Source organism: Vibrio sp. SNU_ST1 (assembly GCF_030563405.1).
GTDB lineage: Bacteria > Pseudomonadota > Gammaproteobacteria > Enterobacterales > Vibrionaceae > Vibrio.
Genome location: NZ_CP130748.1, coordinates 816,307 through 837,597, shown reverse-complemented (window position 1 = coordinate 837,597; position 21,291 = coordinate 816,307). Strand labels below are relative to the sequence as shown.

The window sequence follows — 21,291 nt, the reverse complement described above, 5'->3', positions numbered from 1 at the left end:
TGACGAAAGGCTACTTCGCTACAATAAGCGATCAGCGATGAAATTATCATTTCCCGACTCGGTCATGCCCTACAATGAGGAACGAACGTGATTGGGAATCTCGCTTTGGCTTTCCCCCTACTCTCGAAAATTGCCTTTACCAAATCGCAGGCAATAAAAAACCCAGCCGAAGCTGGGTTTATTTAGCGCTCATCTCTCACCACGAGCTAATTTGTGGAAGCCTAATATTGACAATTATGATTAACAATGCATATAGTCAATATGGCCTTTCAACCGATTAACCTAGTAGGCTAAGTGCCGAGTTCGGAGCTTGCTTCGCTTGTGCAAGAATCGAGCTTGAAGCTTGAGAAAGGATCTGAGATTTAGTCATCTGAGTCGTCTCTTTAGCGAAATCGGTATCTTTGATACGGCTCTTAGATGCATTAACGTTTTCATTAATGTTGTCTAAGTTGTTAATTGCGTGGTCGAAACGGTTTTGGAAAGCACCAAGCTCTGAACGGTGGCTATCTACATACTTAAGTGCCGCATCGATAACCGCTACAGATTCTTGAGCACCACCAACAGACGTTACGTCGATACTATCAACCGTTACCTGCTTACCCTCTAGCGTTTTTGGGTCTTCAGGGTTCTTGCCTGCTTGCATACCTAGTTCATCTGATAGAGCACCAGAAAATGCAATTTCTCCATCAACTTTATTGTTGCCAGCAAAGATTTGAAGTTTACCTTCTTCATCAATAGACGCTTTTACTAAGTCTTGTTGACCGTTAATGTAAGTCGCTAGCTCTTCAATATCATCGCCCGCTTTAGCAGAGATGTTGATTTCTCGATCATCACCAAAGCTGTCTTTTAGTGACATAGTTAAGTCATTCGCGCCAGCTTTAACGCCCCAATCTTTACCTTTAGCTTCAGTAAATTGGTAGCTGCTGCCGCCCATTTGGTCGTTATCAGAACGCATATCTTTCAGTTGAAGCATTACTGCCTCACCATTATCTGCACCAATTTGGAATGACTTAGTACCGTGAGTACCGTTAAGCAGCTTGTTACCACCAAAAGATGTCGTTTCAGCGATACGATTCAATTCATCGTTAAGCGCCGTTACTTCCTCTTGGATTGCAACACGGTCAGCTTTTGTATTTGAACCGTTTGTTGATTGTAGAGACAAGTCACGCATACGTTGCAGAATGTTCGATGTTTCATTCATCGCACCTTCTGCCGTTTGAGCGATAGAGATACCATCGTTAGCATTACGTACAGCAACATCAAGACCGCGACTCTGAACATTCAAACGGTTCGAGATTTGTAGACCAGCAGCGTCATCTTTTGCGCTGTTGATTTTAGAGCCTGAAGATAGGCGCTCCATTGATGTTTGTTGAGAGCTATTTGCACTGTTTAGGTAACGTTGTGCTGTCATTGCTGAAACGTTGGTATTTACATTCACTGCCATGGTGATTTCTCCAATTGATTTTCCGGTATAGCGGTTTCCGACGTCTCGGAAAACCAAGTAGTTATCTCTAAGTTACTTTTAATAACGGCTCGAAATTCAGAAGCTTTAGAAAAACTTTCAAAAAACCACAAATTAAATATTAAAATCAATTTTATCAGACACTTAAAACCTTACATTTTCTATAACTGTGGCAGTCTTCAATTGAGAATGCATTCAAATATGTTCAAAAAACACACTAAGCATCATTAGAGTGACCCAAGGTCGAGAAAAGAACAGTCACCAAAGAGCGCAGATTGGTATCCTTCTTATACAAAGAGTGATGTTATTTGTCGTGAAACAGATGAGTAAAATCGAGGTTTTGAGGATTCAAAAGATAGAAGATTGAAGATTGGCAAGAAAATAAAAATGTAGCAGTAGAAAGGAAAAAGCCCCTTTTCCTGTGAAGGAACCGGGGCTAGTTGGCGTGTCAGAGCCTGCGCGGAGATCATCGAGAAATGAACACATTTCCGACGCGCCGTTGCATTCTTACCGTAAAAATGGATAGCAGGTGAGAGATGAGAGAGCTAAACACCCAATAGTAAGTATGCTTGCCAGTTTCCCTCGCTAAGCGGTTCACGTCTGAACACGAATAGCAAGTTCCACCAATAACTATTGCAATAGTGATATTGCAGAGTTAGGCAACTGTTTTGCTTGAGCAAGTATTGATGTACCTGCCTGTTGCAGAATTTGAGCTTTGGTCATTTGCGTTGTCTCTTTCGCAAAGTCCGTATCTTTGATTCGGCTGTTTGAAGCGTCTACGTTCTCTTGAACGTTTGCCAAGTTATTAATACTGTGGCTTAGACGGTTTTGCTTCGCACCCAAATCAGCACGCTGTGAGTCAACGTACTGCATTGCAGAGTCGATGACACTGATTGCGTTTTGTGAACCCGCTACAGTATTCAAATCGACATCTTGAACTAATGTCGTTCGACCTACAGCAGGTGCAGGTACAACTTTGCCATCCGCCGTGGTTGTGGTTTCCTGGCCTTCAGGAGCATCATTTTTGAAGCCTAGTTCAGAGGCTAAACCACCCGAGATTCTCATCTCACCATCTAAATCTGGCTCGGCTACAAATACCTGTATGCGACCTTCATCAGTAACCGATGCGTTAATTAAATCAGATTGACCATTAATGTAAGTGGCTAGTTCTTCGATATCGTCGCCGGCTTTGGCGCTTATATCGAGAGTAATCTCTTCACCCGCTTTAGTTTTGAATTCAAACTTAAGATCTTTTGCTGCTACTGGTACTTCCCAGCTTTTATCTTTAGCGTTTTCAGTGTCGAATGTTGTTCCACCCATACGGAAATCATCCGCACGAATACTAGTTAGCGCCATGATCATCGCTTCACCAGAGTTTGAACCAATCTGGAATGAAGCTTCACCAAATGAGCCATTCAATAAGCGACGGCCACCGAAAGCCGTTGTCTCAGCGATACGGTTAAGCTCATCTTGAAGAGCCATAGTCTCTTCGTTTAATGCTTGACGCTCTGCCGGAGAGTTGGTGCCGTTTGATGACTGAATCGCTAGATCACGCATACGTTGTAGTATGTTCGTTGATTCGTTCATCGCGCCTTCTGCAGTTTGAGCAATCGAAATACCATCATTTGCATTACGCATCGCTACATCAAGACCACGAGACTGGGCTGTTAAACGGTTTGATATTTGTAGACCAGCTGCATCATCTTTTGCACTGTTGATCTTGTGGCCTGATGACAAACGCTCCATAGAGGTCGCTAGTTCATTAGACGATTTATTCAAGTATCGTTGTGCTGTCATAGCAGATACGTTAGTGCTTACATTAATAGCCATATTGCTCTCCTTATGAGTTCGCAAAATTTCTGCGAAGCGGCCAGCTTTACTCTCATATGGATAAGCACTGACCGTGTATTACGCGATAAACCCTAGATAAGGTTTAAGATCTGTATTAATCATTTATGACAAATACAAAAGCATGTTATGTGCCAACTTTTTAAATCAATTGCAATAATTTAAAAAATCACAACAAAACAGAGACTTAATGAAAGATTACCATAAGTAACAGTTGTATTAAGTCGAGAATATAAGAGATTAATATCTCTCATTGCCGTTTTTTGCCGCTATTTTTCAAACATGCCACTTTGAATAAAAAAGTGGCAACCGATAGGATTGTTCGCACGTATGGCATAGCACATACGGCAGAGAACTAACCCCAGATTAACGACTGTTCACAGCTAAATATAATTAAACAAGGTCAGGTCTTTCGTCTTGCCAAACGCTTGTTGTGAAGCTTGTAACGCTCGAGAGTTTTCATTGAATTCAATGATGGCTTTCGAATAATCCAAGTCTTCAAAGTTGCTTTTTGCTTTCGCTAAAGACAACTTAAAATCTTCATGTTGCTGCTCTTGAATATCCAACGTACTCAAACGTGCACCGACATCCGTTCTCGCCTTAGTCAAATGAATAAACGCGGCATGAAATTCTTCTGTCATTTGGTGCAGTTTTGCCGTTGCCGATGCATCCGATACTGGATTTTCAGCCTGTTCGGCGGTCTCTTTGAATGTATCAAAAATAGAAAATGTCTTTCTCGGCTCTAAAGTGATCGAGTCACCCTTCGTGATCTGCCCCTTGAATTGGATATTCAGACCTTCATAGACAACACCTTTCGAAGGATCAAAATCTTCCGAGGCAACCACTTCGCCATCTTTTTCAAGCTGGTAAGCGAACTTGCCTGTTTGCATATCAACAAAAGTCACTTTATAAGTAGAACCATCTTCAGATTTATTGGTTGCGCGCCCTAGTAATAACTCAGAGGCCGGTTCAAGATCATACTGAGGCTCGTAGTCACCAAACGGGTTATCTATTTCCATAAACAACTTACTGCCCGGATCGTTCATTGCCATTTCAAAGCTAGTTGCTACTCGCATCTTTCTTTGATAGTCATCACCTTGATAAGAAACATTTCCTTCATTATCTTGAAAAAATGGCTGGCTCTTGGGCTTGGTTCCTGAAAATGTGTAGTTACCTGACTCATCTTGAGTATTAGCTAAATGTAGAAGATTATTCGATAACTCTTGAATTTCACGTTTCTTCGCTAAGCGGTCTTCCGGTGAAAGTGCACCGTTAATCATTTCCATCACGGTTCGTTTTGCTTCATCCGCGAACCCTTCCGAGTTGGCGACCATGACTTCATGATGTTCAAGGCGGTTTCTAATTAGAGTGATCGCATCGACATACTGTTTAAGTTGCTCAGATTGCTGGCCGATGTTTTGTAAATAATGCGTCGCCAAAGGATCATCACTCGCCGACTGTAATTTCTTACCGGAAGCCAGTTGTGCTTGATTATGATGCACCTTGTTTTCTTGGCGGCGAAAGTCATTTTGTACTGACTGATAATTATGAAAGCTAGAAATACGAGTCAACATTTATATCTCCTACCTCAAAGCCAAAATAGTATTAAACGTATCATTGGCGGCTTGCATGATGCGTGAAGAAGCCATGTACGCTTGCTGAAATTTCATCATATTTGCTGCTTCTTCATCTAGGTTCACCCCAGAGACTGAAGCAATACGTTCTTGAGCTGACTCTTTTTCTAGCCTAGCAATATCACTCAAGCGATTTGCCGTTGAAGATTTCAAGCCCGTATTGGTATTCAAGTTGTGGTAAAGATCTAAAATCGTAGACTCACCATCATCCAAGACTTTGCCTGTTTGGAGATCTTGCAATTTACGCAAGTTGCCATTGTCACCTTCTGAAGGGACAAGGTTTGCCGTAAATTTATCGTTTGCCACCGCGCCCGGTGTCAGTTCAAACGTTGTGCCATTAATTGTCACGGGGCCTTGTGGCGGATACGGTTGAGGCTGCATAATTATATTGCCCTTCGGATCGGTAACCGCAAACTGTTCCCCCTTTGGGGACACTATCACTTCAAACTCTCGCAGCTGACCTGCCGCCAAAATTTTAAAACCTGCAGTGCCTTTAGCAAAGGTGGTGGATGCCTCATAGCTTTGCGCTGCAATATCTTTAGGATCTTTGGTTTCCATCTGAATCTGCGCGGCAAAGTTGCGGGTTGGGCGTAGTAAAAGCTTCTCACCCAGTTCCGGCGGATTTCGAACTTCCACTCGCATGCCATCTAAATAAAAGGCATTGCCAGTTGAATTAGTGCTAACTTTTACCGTTTCACCATCTGGCTTAATCACCACATAATCGCTGCCATCGTATTTCAGGCCATACTCACCGCCTTTAAGAGCAGAAGTATCATCAATATAAACCGCGACATCCGCTTTTGACTGTCCGTGAGCAGTAACACGAGACTTAGCCACTAACTCAGAGTTCACATCGGTAAACAGGTTTTTACCTACATTGCCGTTGAGATCCAAACCTTGCGATTGCAGCGCATTGACCTCGTATGAAAACGCGGTCGCCAAACGACCAAGCTCATCCATAACTGCAGGAATATGTTCATCACGCATATCTAACATCGCGCCGATTTGTCCATCAATATCGCGGTTAGTAATCGCCTTTAATGACTTTCCTTCTACGATAGCAAGACGACGCTGATGTGCATCTGGTACACCATCGATCATTTTCAGTTGGCTCGCTTCTGTACCAGAAACTAAGGTATGACCATTTCCGATATGGACATTAAAGCCTTCATTATTAGCTCGTGGTGTCACCGTCACTTTAGTGTAACCAGAAAGCTCATTAACTAGCTGTTCGTGCTGATCTTGTAGATCATTATGAGGTCCGGGAGTTCGTACCATTAATCGCTGAAGATCACGGATCTCGTATGCAATTTGGTTAACTCGCTCAATACCCATGTCTAATTTCTTATTCGCAGAATCAGACTGTTGACGAACGGTTTCATGAAATTCATTTAACGTTTTACTTAATAACCCAGCTTTTTCTATGACGACTTTTCGTGTACCCACATCATTCGGGGTATCAGCGAGCGTCTTAACAGAATCAAACCACTCATTGAGGTTCTCTGGGATCTTCTTCGAAACAACCGATGACAACATGCTTGACAGCATATCCAGGTTAGCTTCGGTATCCGCTTTGTTAGCGGCATTGGTTGTTGATAAATTAAGTTCCTTGACGGCAAACTGGTCCCACGAGCGGCGAACATTTTCCACATGCACACCCATACCGTAGGTTTGACCACCGTACTGGCGCGGGTCATTCACACCTTGAACCACAGACTGACGGCTATAGCCCTCTGTGTTGGCGTTAGAAATGTTATGACCTGTGGTGTTTAGCTGTCTCTGAGCAGTAAGAACACTTTGTGCTCCTACATTCAGAAGATCCGACGCCATAATGCCCCCAAAAAACTTAACAAAATCAGCATGAACTGATTAACTACTACAGCTTATTATTAAGATATTTAGCAATATATGTGCCAATAGAAATAACGGAGAGTTAAAAGACAATAATTTATTGAAGTGTAAGGAGAAAATTATGAATGACGCGTAAGAACTGAAGGGGCGGATAAGAAAAGAGCCTGCCGGTGGCAAGCTCTCGAGTGCATTCAAAAACGCTATTTCATCTCATCAATCTTAGCTTTAACTCGTAAAACTTTGTCGGCATAGTTAGGGTCAGTTGCGTAACCTGCCTGGTGAATACCTTTGATGAAATTCTCAGAGTTACCTTGATGCTGCAATGCCGTTTCGTATCTTGGGTTTTCGTTCAAAAACTTCACGTAATCATTAAAGCTATCTTCGAAATTAGAGTAAGAACGGAAAGAAGCAGACTCTTTAACGGCTGTTTTACCATGGAACTCAAGTGTCTGCGTAGCAACCTTATCGCCCTTCCAACTTCTATCGGCTTTGATGTTGAATAGGTTATTGCTATTACCCAAAGAGTTCTTAATCATCTTAGAACCCCAACCTGTTTCAAGTGCCGCTTGTGCCAATAGCAGTGACGAATCGACACCGAGTGCGCTCGCCGCTTTTTCAGCGTAAGGCTTCATTGAGGCAACAAACGATTCTGGAGAGTCGAAGGAAACTGGTTGTTTGGCCACTGACACGTCTGTTGCTAACATAGCTTGCGCAGATTGAACTTCAGGAGCTCTATCTTGTGAACGACCAGAGTACTGCGGTCTTTGCAGAGAAGTATCAAAGCCTTCATTGCGAACCTTATCTTCAGTTGCATCATTTGCTTGGCCAGCACTTAACTGAGCTACGATCATGTCCGCAAGACCGAGTGAACCTGATGCACTGAGTTCACTCGCCATTTGGTCATCTTGCATCTGACGATAAAACTGTTCATTCTGGCTGTTCAACATATCTGACTTAAAGCTCGAGTTCGCATCACGCATCGACTTAAACAACATCGAGGTAAAAATAGATTCAAACTGTTTTGCTGCAGCGGTTAGTGCTTCTTTTTCACTGCCTTCTTCACCGCTTACCGCTTGTTGACGAAGACGGTCTAGGCTACCAATATCGTGAATAAAGCCGATGTCATTGTTATTTTTAATCATGCTTTATCCCTTAAATAATGATCAACTGACCTTCAATTGCACCCGCTTGTTTCAGTGCTTGAAGGATTGCCATTAAATCAGAAGGTGCGGCGCCCACTTCGTTGACAGCTCGAACCAAATCGTCGAGCGTTAAACCGGGTTCGAACTTAAACATTTTACCATCAGCTTCGGTTACTTCGATGTCCGAATCAGGAACGACTACCGTTTGACCACCAGAGAATGCGTTAGGTTGGCTTACGTTTAGATTTTCTTTGATTGCGACCGTCATACCACCGTGTGTTACTGCTGCTGCTTTTAAGCGCACATGCTTACCAACAACAATAGTACCGGTACGAGAGTTAACAATGATTTTTGCAGAGCCCTCTGCAGGGTCAAATTCGATGTTTTCGATGGCAGACAAGAAAGCCACACGTTGGCTTATTTCACGTGGCGCGCGAACTTTTACAGAAGTCGCGTCTACTGCAGACGCCATTTGAGGGCCTAGGAAATTATTAACCGCATCAGCCAAACGCTGAGCCGTAGTAAAATCAGATTGGATTAAGTTGAAAGTGATGTAGTCACCACGACCAAATGGGGTTGGGATTTCTTGCTCTACCGTCGCACCGCTAGAGATGATACCGACGTTAGGGTTGTTACCAACGAGCTTAGAACCATCGTTGCCTTGAGCGCTAAAACCACTCACCACCAAATTACCTTGTGCCACAGCGTACACTTGACCGTCTAGACCTTTAAGAAAAGTCTGCAGCAAAGTACCACCACGAAGACTTTTTGCTGAACCAATAGACGACACCGTTACGTCTACTTCCTGACCTTGCTTAGAGAATGCCGGAAGTTCAGCGGTAACGATTACCGCCGCTACGTTTTTGGTTTTTGGCTTAGTGCCAGGCGGCAATTGAATGCCAAAATTTTTCAGCATTGCGTTAAACGTTTGATCAGTAAAGGGAGTTGTCTCACCGGTGCCCGGCAAACCCGTCACCAAACCATAACCGACAAGTTGGTTACTACGAACACCCGCTACTTTTGCCACGTCTTTTATACGCGCGGCATGAGCACTGGAGGCAAGAAATAGCATGCCGAAGAGTACGAGTGTTAGTTTTTTCATTGAGTAACCTGTCTGTATTGCTTTAATTTATAATGAGTTAGCTTGAAATTAGATAATTCTTAAAGTGTCAGTATGTCGACACAGTCTCAAGCTCTACAAAGATACATTAAAGAATCGTGCCAAGAACCCAGGTTCTTGCATATCTTTCTGCACACCCGTACCTGAGTACTGAATTCGTGCATTCGAAACACGGTTCGAAGCAATGGTATTCTCAAAGTCGATATCATCAGGGCGGATGGTGCCACTTAAGCGAATGTACTCATCACCCGTATTCAACGTCATCCACTTTTCACCACGAACCACTAGGTTGCCATTAGCTAATACTTCAATAACTTCAACGGTAATGTAACCGCTAATGCTGTTACTTTGGTTAGCTGATGCATCTCCAGCAAAGGTATTGGTGTTACTCAGATCGTAAGAAAAGTTGTATTTACCAAGTTCTAGATTTTCACCACCTACAGCTAACGGCTCCATCGATGCATCGTTCGATTTAGACATATCTGCGTTAGCTTTTTTAGTCGCTCGCGTATTCTCATCTAACGCAACTGTAATAATGTCACCAATACCGCGAGGTTTTGAATCGTCATACATGCTACCAATGTGGTTAGCATTGAACAGCGAGCCTGTTGCTGCCGCATAATGCTCTTGTTTTTTCTTCGGGTTAATTGGCGCCCATGCAGGATCACCAGCAGTAGGATCCGTTCTATCTCGAAGTGTGTCGATAATACCAGAGCTTTCCTGGGCCGACTTGTCGCCTTCTACGGCATCAACCACTGTGGTTGCGTTCTCTTGCGCCGGAGTTTCAATTGGAGCCAATGGGGCGCAGCCAGTCATAGACAAAAATAGGGCTAAACAAACAATACGTTTCATGGCGACATACTCTCAGCGGGCAATGGTAAACAGAACGATTAAAAGAAATAAGTAAACAGCGAATTAACCAGCTACAGTTGTTGGTTAACGAAGCTCATCATCTTATCTACCGCCGAGATAACTTTTGAGTTCATTTCGTAAACACGTTGAGCTTCAATCATATTAACCAGCTCCTCGGTTACGTTTACATTAGATGCTTCAAGCATAGACTGACGAACATTACCTAAGCCGTTCAACCCCGGAACCCCCTCTTGCGGGTCACCACTTGCACCTGTAGGCAAGTAAAGGTTTTGGCCAATGGGCTCTAAACCACCTGGGTTTACGAAATCAGTAATGGTGATTTGGCCAACCACGACGTTGTTTTGCTGACCACGTAGACGAACCGACACTTCACCATCGTTACCAACCGTTACCGAGATCGCGTCTTCAGGAATAACGATTTCGGGTTGTAGGGCATAACCTTGACCTGAAGTTACGATCGCGCCATCACCGTTCAGTGTGAATTGACCATTTCGGCTGTAGCCTGTTTCACCATCTGGCATTTCAACTTGGAAGAAGCCGTCACCTTCGATCATCATATCTAAGCTGTTCGAGGTTGTTTGTGCGTTACCGTGAGTGTGCACCTTTTGAGTTGCAACCACTTTTGAACCCGCCCCCAACATCAAGCCACTTGGTAGCTCAGTATTCTGAGACGATTGGCCACCCGGTTGGTTAATATTCTGATAGAACAAATCTTCAAACACCGCACGGCTCTTTTTAAAACCAATAGTTGAGGCGTTGGCAAGGTTGTTTGAAATTGTTGAAATATTGGTTTGTTGGGCGTCTAAACCGGTTTTACTTACCCATAATGCTGGATGCATAGTAATTTCCTTAAAATTCTATTAGCTCATACGAAGCAGTGAATCAGACGACTTGTCCATTTCCTCTGCCGTGCTCATCATCTTGACCTGCATTTCAAACTGACGTTGTAAGTCAATTAAGCTGGTCATTTCACCTACGGCATTTACGTTACTGCCTTCGATAGCACCTTTAAGCAACGTTACCGCTGCATCGGCTTCGTATGCCTGATCTGGGTTTTTCGAACGGAATAGGCCATTCGTATCTTTAAACAAGCTTTGGTTATCTGGACGCACAAGCTTAATACGATCAACTACGGCTAATTCTTCAGCTGGAGCGCCTTGAGGAATCACCGAAATCGTACCATCAGTACCAATTTCTACTTTACTGATAGGAATGGGGAGCGTGATGGGTGCGTCGTTCTCACCTAACACCAAATGACCGCTTGCGTTAGTTAGCAAACCGTTTTGGTCAACCCTTAGGTTACCGTTACGTGTTAAACCTTCACGGCCAGTATTGTCCATCACTGAAATCCAGCCATCACCTTGGATTGTGACGTCGAGATCTCGACCAGTGGTGACCACACTGCCTTGTGCGAAATTATGGCCCGGACGCTCTGTCATGCTGAAAACACGAGTTGGCATACCTTCACCATACGCTTGCATTGAACGAGCTTGTGCTAAATCAGCACGGAAACCCGTTGTACTTACGTTGGCAAGGTTGTTTGAACGCAGCTGCAAAGCCTGCATATTTTGCTTAGCGCCACTCATGGCAAGAAACAGTGCGCGATCCATAATTTTGCTCCAAAAATCATTTTCTGGAACTAATAAAGCAAACATTATGCCAATATTTTTAAGCGTTATTTATCAAAAACTTAAACGAAAAACAACAAAAAAAACTGTTCGTAAAAGATCATTGAGGAAGAATTGTTGCCAGAGGCATTACCGGGCGGCAATAGGGGCGGCAAATAGAAAAGCAAACAGCCATACGTAATTCATCAACAATACCCAATTCAATAACATTGAATTGGGTATTCGCAGATGATTCAAACGCTCGAAACGATTAACGAATCTGAAGAATATTCTGTTGTAGTTGGTTGTGTACTTCTAGAGAACGAGAGTTCGCTTGGAAGTTACGTTGAGCAGAAATCAAATCAACCAATTCTTGAGTCATGTCGATATTCGACTGCTCTAGTGAGCCATTGTTGATACTACCAAATGAACCTTTATTTGATTCACCCCAGATTTTATCACCTGAAGCGTTAGTAGAATCCCATTGAGTGCCGCCTTTCTTATCTAGACCATGCTCATTAGGTACACGAACTAAACCTACGCGGCCTAGTATCACATTTTCACCGTTTGAGTAACTGCCTAGAACACTGCCGTACTCATCGAAATCGATTTTGGTTAAGAAACCAGTTGTTGCACCATCTTCGTCAAACTTAGACAATTCAAATGGAGCAGCAAACTGAGTTGATGAATCCAGACCAAAATTAAGTACCTGTGTTGGATCAGCACCGTTCAAATCAATTGGGTTCTCGCCAGCGCCGATTGGGTCAGAAGTAATTGGCTGACCACTGTTTAAGCTTGCTAAGGTACCGTCATTGTTGAATTTCATGGTGTGACCAACATGACCAGCTGAATTCGTCGCGTCGCCACCAGTAATGTTTACCGGCTTCTCGCCCGTTTCATCTGACATTGTGTAGTACGTTTGCCAAGTATTCGGTTGAGTCTGATCTTTTAAGTAGTATGTCGTTAACTTGTAAGACTGTCCCATAGAATCGTAGACCGTCGAAGACGTTGCACGGTTATAGGTATCTGGATCTTTGAAGTCAAATGTTGCTGGGTCTTTAAGATCACCGTTCGCAGGAAGGTTAACCCCTACTTCAATGTTTTCTGTCTGTTTAGGCTTACCAAACTCAGCTGGAATGTCGAGAGGCTTTGGTGCGTAAGAAAGAACTTCACCGGTATTTGGATCAACATCATAGCCTAAAAGAAACTCATCATTGGCCGTAACCATGTAGTTGTCTTTGTTTAGGTGAAATGCACCATTACGCGTTAGTTCATTGATCTCTGGCACCATACGGTCTTTCGATACTGCAAAGAAACCTGTACCACTTACACGCAAGTCCATTGGGTTATTCGTATAGATACTTGAACCTTCATGGAACTGTTGTGCCACTTGGCTAGCTTGCGCACCGCCTCCTGGCGTCGTTTTTGCGTTAGTGAACAACGAGCTTGAGTAAACATCCCCGAACTCCGCACGAGACTCTTTAAAGCCAAATGTGTTTGCGTTCGCAATGTTGTTACTGGTTGTATTCAGGTCTAACTGTGCAGCGGATAGACCGCTTAAAGATACATATGACATTCCAATATTCTCCTAATCTAGCTAGCATAATCACTCTAAAAAGAGCTACGCTTTACCAACTTCTAGTACTTCAGCAAGTCGTACTGGCGATGTAAAACCAGCCAGATTGAGTAGTACGTTGCCATCGCCTTTACCAAGAAGCACACTGTTCACGTTCGCATAACTCGACACTTGGAACTCTGTGTTCTCACCTTCCAATAAACCCGACGCTTTCACGTTGTATTTACCGGCCGGCAATGGATTACCGTCTTCGTCTTTTCCGTCCCACTCAACACGCGTGTCACCAGATGGTTTTGAGCCGATATCAAAAGTGCGAACCAATTGGCCAACTTCATTCTCAACACGGACCATTACATTGTCCATTGCCTGAGGAAGCTTAACCATTGACGCCATACCGCCATCACCTTGTTTCACACCTGCCGCTCCAGGAACCAATACATCGCGGCCAACCAAAGAAGATGCCTGCAGTGCTTGGTTAGAAGTCATTGATGAATTCAAGCTTTCAAACTGTGTATTCATTTTTCCAATGCCATCTACGGTCGCAAATGAAGCCATTTGCGCAATCATCTGGTCATTGCTAACCGGCTTAAAAGGGTCTTGTTGTGCAAGTTGCTTAGTCAACAACGATAAGAAGTCATCTTGTTTAAGATCTTGCTTACCTGTTGTTTCATCGGGCTTCTTAGCACCATCTTGAAGACTCTTCAGCTGGTCAACATAGGACAAGCCGCTTTGACCAACATTGTTGATTCCAGCCATTTGCTACCTCCTTATCCTTATTGACCCATCTGCAGCGTACGCAGCAGCATTTGTTTACTCGAGTCAGCAACCTGTACGTTTGTTTGGTACGCACGTGATGCTGAAATCATGTTTGCCATTTCTTCCATAACGTTCACGTTAGGCTTATAGATATAGCCTTCGTCGTTCGCTAACGGATGATCTGGGTTATACTCCGCGCTCAGCGGCTTATCGCTTTCTACGATACCTAATACTTTCACTGGCACAGTGTGACCACTATTACGTGCCTGATTTAACTCAGCGCCAAACACTGCGTGGCGAGCCTTGTAAGTGTCTTTAGCAGAACTACTTACACTGTCTGCGTTAGCAAGGTTGCTTGAGGTAGTATTTAGACGAACAGATTCAGCACTCATCGCAGAACCAGTCACATTGAATACATTAAATAAGCTCATCTAGTTATTCCCCTTTTATCGCTTTAGTTAAATTCTTGAACTTACTTCCTAAGAAGTCGAGAGAGGCTTGATGCCTAATTTGGTTTTGCATGAAAAGGTTTCTTTCCAAATCCAAATCAACCGTATTGCCATCTCCGGTATCAGGTTGCGTAGGAATTCGATACTTCGTTTCCCCATTCACCGTTATTGAGGCAGAAATATGCCGACCGTCTGTTCGGCTAAGACCAATGCTTGCCCCAGAACTTGCCGCCTGCAGTGATTTATTAAAGTCTAATCCCTTTGCTTTATACCCAGGCGTGTTAGCTTGCGCGATATTGGTGGAAAGCACCTCAGCGTTACGCTCACGTACACCAACTGTGTGCTGGTGAATGCCTAAAGCATTGTCAAAAGAAATAGCCATGTAAACCTCAACTCAAGAACTGACTGTTATGAAATAACCTAAGCAATATATATACCAACTTTAAAAACAAAGTGGCCGACCATTACTTTTACAGGTTACTCGTGGGTAAACTTGCAATATACAAGCCAACAAATAGAGTAAATTGGAATGTCACTCTGACTTAAAGATATAGATTAAATTAGAAAAAGAAAACCCAGCACTTGGCTGGGTTTTAAATTTAGACAGTAATATTGCACCTTAAAGTGGTGACACTCATTACTTTAATTTGTAGATGATGCCTGGATTACAGCGAACCATTTCAAAACGATCCGTTAAGCCAGTTAACGATTCAGACGCACCCAATAACAGGTAACCACCAGGGTTCAGGCTATTTGCCATCTGGTTAAGTACTTTTGACTTCATATCTGGAGAGAAATAAATCAACACGTTACGACAAAAGATAATGTCGAATTTTCCTAACAGTGCATAACTCTCCATCAAGTTCTGAGGACGGAAGTTTACCATTCGCTTAACGTTGTCTTTCACTTTCATACGACCATCGCCAGCATCTTCAAAGAAAGTGCGACGGCGCTCAGGAGAAAGTCCTCGGCCCAAGGCTAGGTTGTCATAAGCACCGGTGCGGCACATATCCAACATACTTGCTGAAATATCAGTAGCGGTAATCGATACATTTGGCAACATACCCGGCTTACGTGCTTGGGTCTCAAGTATCGTCATAGCCATTGAGTATGGTTCTTGGCCTGAAGAGCTTGCCGCAGACCAAATCTTGATAGGACGTTTATTTGCCGCTATTTCCGGTAGAAGTTTATCCGCGAGTACAGCAAACGGATAAGTATCTCGGAACCAAAGTGTCTCGTTAGTCGTCATAGCATCCACTGCCGCCACTCTCAACTCACGGTTTCGACCTGTCACTACATCTCTTAGCAAATCAGACAATGAAGCTACATTAAACTTCGTTACTAATGGGCTTAGACGACTGCGCACTAAGTACTGCTTACTGTCACCTAATACAATGCCACATTGAGATTCTAAGAAACGGCTGAAATCGCGATACTCTTGATCACTTATTGTTATAGCAGTCATTAATGTCTCTTTTAGTTAGTTAACGCAGCTTTAACCGCGCCACCAAGCTCATCAGGATTGAATTTCGCGATGAAGGAGTTAGCCCCTACACGCTCAACCATGGCTTGGTTAAATACACCACTCAATGATGAGTGCAAAATTACGTATAAATCTTTTAGTTCTGCGTGACGACGAATCTCAGCAGTCAGCGTGTATCCATCCATTTCAGGCATTTCGATATCTGAAATCACCAATGAAATTTGATCGTAAATACTGCCTTCCGATGCCATTTTCATCAGAGTCTCATAGGCTTCTTTACCATCTTTAACAGCAATAACCTCAAAACCAATAGATTCGATAGCACGTTGAACCTGCTTACGAGCAACCGTCGAGTCATCAGCAATCAAGATTCGGCGAACCAATTCTTTCTCTTGTTCAACTTCTGCAATTTCTTCTGCGATTCTGCTATCCATGGTTTCATCGACAGGTGAGATCTCTGCAAGAATCTTTTCAACATCCAGAATTTCAACCAATTCATTATCGATGTTAGTTACCGCTGTTAGGTAATTATCTTTACCTGAACCATCTGGTGGTGGAAGAATAGCTTCCCAGTGCATATTAACAATTCTATCTACAGAGCTTACGAGGAATGCTTGGATAGTACGGTTAAATTCAGCAATCACCACAAAGCACTTATCGATATCAGATGTAGGACGTCCGCCTACCGCTAGGCTCAAATCAATGACAGAAACGGTCTGACCACGAATATGAGCCACACCTTTTACGAGATGATGTAAATTTGGCATTAAAGTCAGACGAGGGCATTGTAAAACCTCTTTCACTTTAAATACATTAATACCGTAACGCTGACGCCCCATTAGGCGAAAGGTTAGTAATTCTAATCGGTTTTGACCGACGAGTTGCGTACGCTGATTCACTGAATCAAGAATACCCGTCATGAGCTCATCTCCATATCAAACTTTTTGGATAGAAAGTGTTAGTCTACTGTAGGCTACGAACCACTAGAGAAATAAAATGACATATCATAAAGCAAACATATATCTTTTTTCTATAGCTATGTATAGGACTATTTTTAAAACTGTCGCTAAGTTTATCGGCATTCTAACAATATTGTTTAGTTTTTTTATACACGCGGCAACACCGGAACAAATTGACATGATCCAATCAGCGGCTGAGCAACACATCCTTGACTCGGTGGAGCAACCGCGAGGCGGTGAACTTTTTGTTAATTCAGCGAATGTAGACTCTAGAATCAAAGCCACAAATTGTCCTATCCCCCTTGAGACAAGTGCCTCGACAACAACCAACACCCGCAGCAGCATTACTGTTTTAGTTCGTTGTGTTCCTGATGAATGGCGTGTTTACGTGCCAGTGCGCCTTTCAATGTCAGTACCACTTGTCACAACGACTCGTTCACTGGCGAGAGGCGAAATCGTCGGTCAATACGACGTCACGACTGCTATGATTTCTCTCAACAAATTTCGTCGCCAAGGCTTTACCACTCCACAACAAGTCATCGGTGCTAAGGTAAAAAAGAACCTAAGACCCGGTGATGTTGTCGAAAGAGGCGATATTTGTGTCGTATGCCGAAATGAGAAGGTTATCATACAGGCAGTAAAAGGTGGCATGACCATTACCACCAAAGGTACTGCACTTACCGATGGCTCAATGGGTGATCAAGTTAGGGTGAAAAATGACAAATCACAGCGTATAATCGAAGGTATTGTTACCAGCATGTCTGAAGTCACGGTTTACTTTTAACACTTCACTTTAAAGTGTCGGTATCGTTAGCGCTTTTATTCTCAACTCTAACATCCAATAATAACCGTTAAGGTGTTTGGTTCGTTTTCGACTATTGAGCTAAAAATTGCTAAAGTATTCTAACCCATGGTCGATATTGACTGTACAGGTTCCCATTTTGAAGAAAAAGGCTTAACTATGGCAGGTATTGATAATATTCGTTCAGGGCAAACCCTAGCGAGCACTAACCGCTCAGCAGTGCGCTCTGATTCTAGGTCTGATGCATCAAGATCAGATGCATCATCTAAATCACCAGCAAGCAAAGATGCGGTTTCACTAAGCCAACAAGGCAAGGCGATTGGTCAACTCCATCAAGAAATGGCAGCACAACCAAGTTTCGATTCAGTGAAAGTCGCGGCAATAAAAGAAGCGATCGCAAATGGTTCATACACAGTTGACCCAGAAAAGTTGGCCGACAACATGATGAAGTTTGAAAACGAATTAAAAGGTCTTTAAGCAAACATTAGCTTTAAAATAAAGTTATTATCTTAAAGTACACGAGGTTATTAGTAGGTTACATTATGGCGGTACTAGCAGATTTAGTTAATTTCCAACTTCAAAATGCCAAAGCCTTATCTGAATTATTGAGTTCAGAGAAAATCGCTATTACAAGCCGACAATCAAGCGATATTGAGCGAATAGCCAAAGAGAAAGTGGTTCTTGTTGAACAACTAAGATCAACCGATCAACGAATCGCTGCCCATACTAATATATCTGAACTGACCGAGAATCCTGAACTTGCTCAGTTAGTCACAACCATCAAGTCCATAGTGCACGATTGCCATCAAGCGAACTTGGTTAATGGCGAAGCCTTGAATCGAGCACACCTTAGCTTCAAAAAACTCAGTAATATGATGCAGCAAAGTCACGGCAAAATTGGCATGACCTACAATGCCGGAGGCCAAACGCATACAATTTCTACGCTAGGAACCAACGTTAAAGCCTAGTTAGGTAAACCACCTCCCTCTCATATCTGTATCTCGGCCTACCCTTCTCGTTACACTAGTCAAATCTCCCACTAAACCTGAGAATGTACTCCCTAAGCCGATAAACAAAAAAGCGGCAAGTACTTTAATACTTGCCGCTTTCTTATTCATAGCCGTTACTGGTTGCCGTTACGCCATCTGGAAAGCGAGTAGCAGCCAATATAACAGGAGAAACCTATAACTAGACGATCCTTAAACTAGAACAACGTTTGTTGTCTCTTCTCAGGAACAGGCTGAACTTCGCCATAATTACGCAGTTGTTCCATTTTTCGGATATCTAACCGCAGTTCAGTCACATAGCTGTCGCCAACAGGGTAACTACGCACCACTTCTGCCCCACGGATAACACCATCAACCGCACCTGAAGTTCTTTCAGCACCAAGACGCTGATCCTCAAGCTCAGCCCGACCACTCACGCGCATACCATATACTTGTTCGGCAAGTTCACGATACGCATCAATTTTAGAGGCTCTCATTGCTCGGATACGTTTCTCTTCGTCATTACGACCTTTCTGCTCGCTGACACTCGCGTAGCCAACCGCAACCAAAAAGTCATTAGGTCTCATGCTTTGTAATGGTTGACAGCCTACAAGCAATAAAGCGACAACAACAAATATTAACTTCTTCATCACGAACTCCTAAGGGCGAAGAATAACAGTATGAGGCTGACTGATCGTTGGATCAGAACGAATAATAACCCCATCTTGAGTTCGAATACTGTTTAGAGTATCTAAGTCACGACCAATACGGTCTGCAGGTAAAAAGCCTTGTGCGGAAGCAACCACAATGCGAGTTTGCATTCCGACCACACGAGCATTCACTAGAACACCGCCTTCTTGACGAAGCATAGTTCCAGTCAAAACATACTGGACGTCTTGCTCTTGGGCTAAGTCTTTCCAATCGCGGCTAATAGCAAAATCCCCCTGGTGGGTCACTTGGATAGAGCCTGTGGTTTTGAAATCAACCACTTTAAAGCCTCGACGCTGAAACTGATGAATGAAACCTTCTGATACCGAATTCCCTAACCAGCTGGTTGTGTCCATGTGTTGCAGATCGACAAACGAGGTAATGGCAATGGGTGTTCTGGCTGAAATACTCGTATTCGACAAGATCAAATCTTCGGTCATGCTTTCCACGAAAAAATCCATGGTATGACGTGGGCTGTCCATCAACATAAACGGACTGCCTGAATACTCAGATTTACCGTTATAGATTGGCGAATAAGCGCATGATGTCATTAACATGACACTCATTACTACGAGCCATTTTTTCATTCTCTTATCTCCAGATATATTTAGTGCTTGCTGTTCCAATATGTTCTCGCCATGACTCTTTTCAATGGATTACAATGTTGGAACAATCTTTGCTTTTCATTAATGGTTCAGATTATGAAAAACGCACTTGAGTCAGCTTTAAGCTTATAGATATTTGTTAAGCAATATTTATACCCAACTGGTAACGAATAGATGAAAAAAATAATTTATTACTTATTTTCAATAAGTTTACTGACAACCATCAGCTTCAGTACTCATGCCTCTTGGTATGAAGTTACCGGTACTGCAACCATCGTATCGTCAGAGGATGCGGCAAGGGTTCATGCCCTAGAGGATGCCGTCTACAAAGCCATACAGTTCTCTGGCGCTGACATCGGCAGTATTGCAAACCTCACCCCCTACTTAGATGCAAAAAAGAAAGAGTTTCAGTTTACCAATCATGAAGTACGCTACATCTTAGTAGAAAAAGAGAAGAAACGCGGTGGCAATATAATGGTCACAGCAAGGATAGACATCTACCCTTCGGCAAGTGCTTGCCATGAAAGCCAATATAAGAAGACGTTTTTGGTCGGTAATATTGATGTGAGCTCTCCACAACAAGCTGTTATGGGCCGAATCTATAACATTGGTGATGATTTTGGCCATGTCGTTAACCGACAACTGGCGCAAGAATCTCGCAGTTTTGTCTCTGTTGGCACAACAAATTACGACATAGACAAGCGTCGACCGGAAGTGATCAAAATGATCGCACAAGATACGGGGGCACAGTACATCATAGGTGGTGATATCACCGACTTAACCGCCACCATCGAATCGAAGCTTTTGAAAGACGACATTATCAATCGCCAATTTGCGTTAGAAATGCAGGTATTCGATGGTAAAACAGGTCATCAGGTTTACAACCGAAGCTATCGTGAAGTAGCAAAATGGCCATTTGCGAAGACCAGTGAAATCGACACCCGCAGTGCTCGTTTCTGGGCATCAACCTATGGCAGCATGATGCTTCGTGTCAGTCGTAATATTATGTTGGATTTAGAATCGGAAGTATCTTGTAAAATCACGCTTCCTGAAGTTGCTGCTGTGTTTGGGAGTATGGTGACCATTGATTTAGGCCGAATACACGGTGTACAACAAGGTGACAAACTTCAGCTTTGGCACACAGGTTCATTTATCGACCAAAGAGGCTTGCCACGCAATAAGGTCTCTCAAAGCGATATCACCCTGACGGTTTCTCGCGTTTATGAAAACGAAGCTGAACTCACCATTGATCAACCAAGCCTTGCGGGAAGCATTCAAATTGGTGATGTAATGCAGAAAATCATGTAGTTAGCAGCACCATCAACTCATATTTTCTAATAAAGCCTTAGCACTTTTGTTAAGGCTTTATTTTTTTCATGAGGATTAGTTTCGGTTTCGCGGTATTTGTCGTAACCTTACTAATAACATAA

Annotated in this window: 21 protein-coding genes; 4 read left to right on the top strand and 17 right to left on the bottom strand. The window is 43.1% G+C overall.

The annotated features are described in order from the left end of the window. Positions 1-277 precede the first annotated feature (277 nt). The 15 genes from Q5H80_RS03795 to Q5H80_RS03725 all read right to left on the bottom strand — a co-directional run bounded on the left by Q5H80_RS03795 (position 278) and on the right by Q5H80_RS03725 (position 16,721). The gene (locus tag Q5H80_RS03795) at positions 278-1,444 is read right to left on the bottom strand and encodes a flagellin (protein WP_304568868.1); all 1,167 of its coding nucleotides are present in this window, start codon (positions 1,442-1,444) and stop codon (positions 278-280) included. Positions 1,445-2,092: 648 nt separating this feature from the next. Then, positions 2,093-3,292, bottom strand: a complete 1,200-nt coding sequence (locus Q5H80_RS03790; protein WP_009848564.1) for a flagellin — start codon at positions 3,290-3,292, stop codon at positions 2,093-2,095. Positions 3,293-3,693: 401 nt separating this feature from the next. Next, a complete protein-coding gene (flgL, locus tag Q5H80_RS03785; RefSeq protein ID WP_012603430.1) occupies positions 3,694-4,884 on the bottom strand; it encodes a flagellar hook-associated protein FlgL in 1,191 nt (396 codons plus the stop codon). A 9-nt stretch (positions 4,885-4,893) separates the two neighbouring features. Further along, positions 4,894-6,774: a flagellar hook-associated protein FlgK gene (gene flgK, locus Q5H80_RS03780; RefSeq protein ID WP_304568866.1), complete on the bottom strand. Its 1,881-nt coding sequence runs from the start codon at positions 6,772-6,774 to the stop codon at positions 4,894-4,896. A 221-nt stretch (positions 6,775-6,995) separates the two neighbouring features. Then, positions 6,996-7,937, bottom strand: a complete 942-nt coding sequence (gene flgJ, locus Q5H80_RS03775; protein WP_304568865.1) for a flagellar assembly peptidoglycan hydrolase FlgJ — start codon at positions 7,935-7,937, stop codon at positions 6,996-6,998. 10 nt (positions 7,938-7,947) lie between these two features. Next, entirely contained in the window at positions 7,948-9,039 is a 1,092-nt protein-coding gene (locus Q5H80_RS03770; RefSeq protein ID WP_304568864.1) for a flagellar basal body P-ring protein FlgI, read from the bottom strand. A 93-nt stretch (positions 9,040-9,132) separates the two neighbouring features. Then, positions 9,133-9,909: a flagellar basal body L-ring protein FlgH gene (flgH, locus tag Q5H80_RS03765; protein ID WP_304568862.1), complete on the bottom strand. Its 777-nt coding sequence runs from the start codon at positions 9,907-9,909 to the stop codon at positions 9,133-9,135. A gap of 71 nt (positions 9,910-9,980) precedes the next feature. Further along, positions 9,981-10,769 (bottom strand): flagellar basal-body rod protein FlgG, encoded by a 789-nt coding sequence (flgG, locus tag Q5H80_RS03760; RefSeq protein ID WP_017103996.1) that lies wholly within the window; start codon positions 10,767-10,769, stop codon positions 9,981-9,983. 21 nt (positions 10,770-10,790) lie between these two features. Next, positions 10,791-11,540, bottom strand: a complete 750-nt coding sequence (flgF, locus tag Q5H80_RS03755) for a flagellar basal-body rod protein FlgF (RefSeq protein ID WP_009848571.1) — start codon at positions 11,538-11,540, stop codon at positions 10,791-10,793. A gap of 268 nt (positions 11,541-11,808) precedes the next feature. Next, on the bottom strand, positions 11,809-13,113 hold the full coding sequence (gene flgE, locus Q5H80_RS03750) for a flagellar hook protein FlgE (RefSeq protein ID WP_304568859.1): 1,305 nt from the start codon (positions 13,111-13,113) through the stop codon (positions 11,809-11,811). 45 nt (positions 13,114-13,158) lie between these two features. Then, complete coding sequence (gene flgD, locus Q5H80_RS03745) at positions 13,159-13,869, bottom strand: flagellar hook assembly protein FlgD (RefSeq protein ID WP_009848573.1); 711 nt, start codon at positions 13,867-13,869, stop codon at positions 13,159-13,161. 17 nt (positions 13,870-13,886) lie between these two features. Next, the gene (gene flgC / locus Q5H80_RS03740; RefSeq protein ID WP_086048935.1) at positions 13,887-14,300 is read right to left on the bottom strand and encodes a flagellar basal body rod protein FlgC; all 414 of its coding nucleotides are present in this window, start codon (positions 14,298-14,300) and stop codon (positions 13,887-13,889) included. 4 nt (positions 14,301-14,304) lie between these two features. After that, positions 14,305-14,700: a flagellar basal body rod protein FlgB gene (gene flgB, locus Q5H80_RS03735; RefSeq protein WP_304568858.1), complete on the bottom strand. Its 396-nt coding sequence runs from the start codon at positions 14,698-14,700 to the stop codon at positions 14,305-14,307. A 255-nt stretch (positions 14,701-14,955) separates the two neighbouring features. Next, positions 14,956-15,783, bottom strand: a complete 828-nt coding sequence (locus Q5H80_RS03730; protein WP_009848576.1) for a protein-glutamate O-methyltransferase — start codon at positions 15,781-15,783, stop codon at positions 14,956-14,958. 11 nt (positions 15,784-15,794) lie between these two features. Beyond that, positions 15,795-16,721, bottom strand: coding sequence for a chemotaxis protein CheV (locus Q5H80_RS03725; protein ID WP_009848577.1), 927 nt, complete (start codon positions 16,719-16,721; stop codon positions 15,795-15,797). A gap of 76 nt (positions 16,722-16,797) precedes the next feature. Between Q5H80_RS03725 and flgA the strand changes: the two genes are divergently transcribed. The 3 genes from flgA (at position 16,798) to Q5H80_RS03710 (ending at position 18,530) form a co-directional block, all read left to right on the top strand. Continuing rightward, complete coding sequence (gene flgA / locus Q5H80_RS03720; protein ID WP_304568854.1) at positions 16,798-17,544, top strand: flagellar basal body P-ring formation chaperone FlgA; 747 nt, start codon at positions 16,798-16,800, stop codon at positions 17,542-17,544. A 177-nt stretch (positions 17,545-17,721) separates the two neighbouring features. Continuing rightward, positions 17,722-18,039: a flagellar biosynthesis anti-sigma factor FlgM gene (gene flgM / locus Q5H80_RS03715; protein ID WP_304569371.1), complete on the top strand. Its 318-nt coding sequence runs from the start codon at positions 17,722-17,724 to the stop codon at positions 18,037-18,039. Positions 18,040-18,104: 65 nt separating this feature from the next. Beyond that, complete coding sequence (locus Q5H80_RS03710; protein ID WP_304568853.1) at positions 18,105-18,530, top strand: flagella synthesis protein FlgN; 426 nt, start codon at positions 18,105-18,107, stop codon at positions 18,528-18,530. Between the two features lie 236 nt (positions 18,531-18,766). On the opposite strand, the gene flgP is transcribed toward Q5H80_RS03710, so the two are convergent. Then, the gene (flgP, locus tag Q5H80_RS03705; protein ID WP_304568852.1) at positions 18,767-19,198 is read right to left on the bottom strand and encodes a flagellar assembly lipoprotein FlgP; all 432 of its coding nucleotides are present in this window, start codon (positions 19,196-19,198) and stop codon (positions 18,767-18,769) included. A gap of 9 nt (positions 19,199-19,207) precedes the next feature. Continuing rightward, on the bottom strand, positions 19,208-19,843 hold the full coding sequence (locus tag Q5H80_RS03700; protein ID WP_012603422.1) for a FlgO family outer membrane protein: 636 nt from the start codon (positions 19,841-19,843) through the stop codon (positions 19,208-19,210). Between the two features lie 192 nt (positions 19,844-20,035). Here Q5H80_RS03700 and Q5H80_RS03695 point away from each other — a divergent pair, with 192 nt between their 5' ends. After that, a complete protein-coding gene (locus Q5H80_RS03695; protein WP_304568849.1) occupies positions 20,036-21,169 on the top strand; it encodes a flagellar assembly protein FlgT in 1,134 nt (377 codons plus the stop codon). The last annotated feature ends 122 nt before the right edge of the window (positions 21,170-21,291 follow it).